The organism is Oleiphilus sp. HI0128, from assembly GCF_001635365.1.
In genome coordinates this window covers 1-670 of sequence record NZ_LWGG01000392.1, presented here as the reverse complement: position 1 = coordinate 670, position 670 = coordinate 1, and the positions used below count along the sequence as shown (strand labels likewise).

The 670-nt window shown below is 45.5% G+C and carries 1 protein-coding gene; it reads left to right on the top strand.

The genetic code is table 11. From position 1 onward, the window contains the following. On the top strand, positions 1 to 670 hold a 670-nt coding region (locus A3763_RS04850; protein ID WP_197482775.1), incomplete at both ends, for a sirohydrochlorin chelatase.

The following is a 670-nucleotide window of genomic DNA, read 5'->3' as shown; positions in this document are numbered from 1 at the left end:
GAGCGTGAATTTGGGCGTGTCGCAGCAGGACTAAAAAAACGATTTCCAGATATGCCTGTCGAATATGGCTTTTTGGAGTTCTCCGCACCCAACATTCATATGGGTCTAAACTCGTTAATTGATCAAGGTGTCGAAGAGATCTACGCGGTTCCAGGAATGTTGTTTGCCGCAACTCACGCAAAGAACGACATTCCATCTGTATTGACGACATTCGAAGAGAAAAAGGGGAACGTGAAAGTCGCTTACGGCAATGAACTCGGCTTGCACGAAGCGATGATCGAGGCGTTTCAAGCAAGAATATATGAGTCACTCGGGCTAGACTCCAACAACCCTCCAGATCAACTTTATGACACTATGCTAGTGGTTGTAGGGCGCGGAACGTCAGATACCATGGCAAACGCGGAAGTGGCTAAACTGACTCGAATCGTCAATGAGAATATGGGTTTTGGCTGGGCTGATACGGTTTACTCAGGGGTAACCTACCCATCGGTTGGAGAAGGCTTGGAGCGATTGGTAAAACTCGGTTTTAAAAAAATAGTGGTGGCACCGTATTTTCTGTTCACAGGCAGGTTAATTAAACGTATTTACGGATATGTAGACCATGTCGCCGGACAGTTTCCTGATAGCGAGTTCATTAAGACGCCTTATCTTAATGATCATGAAAAAGTTA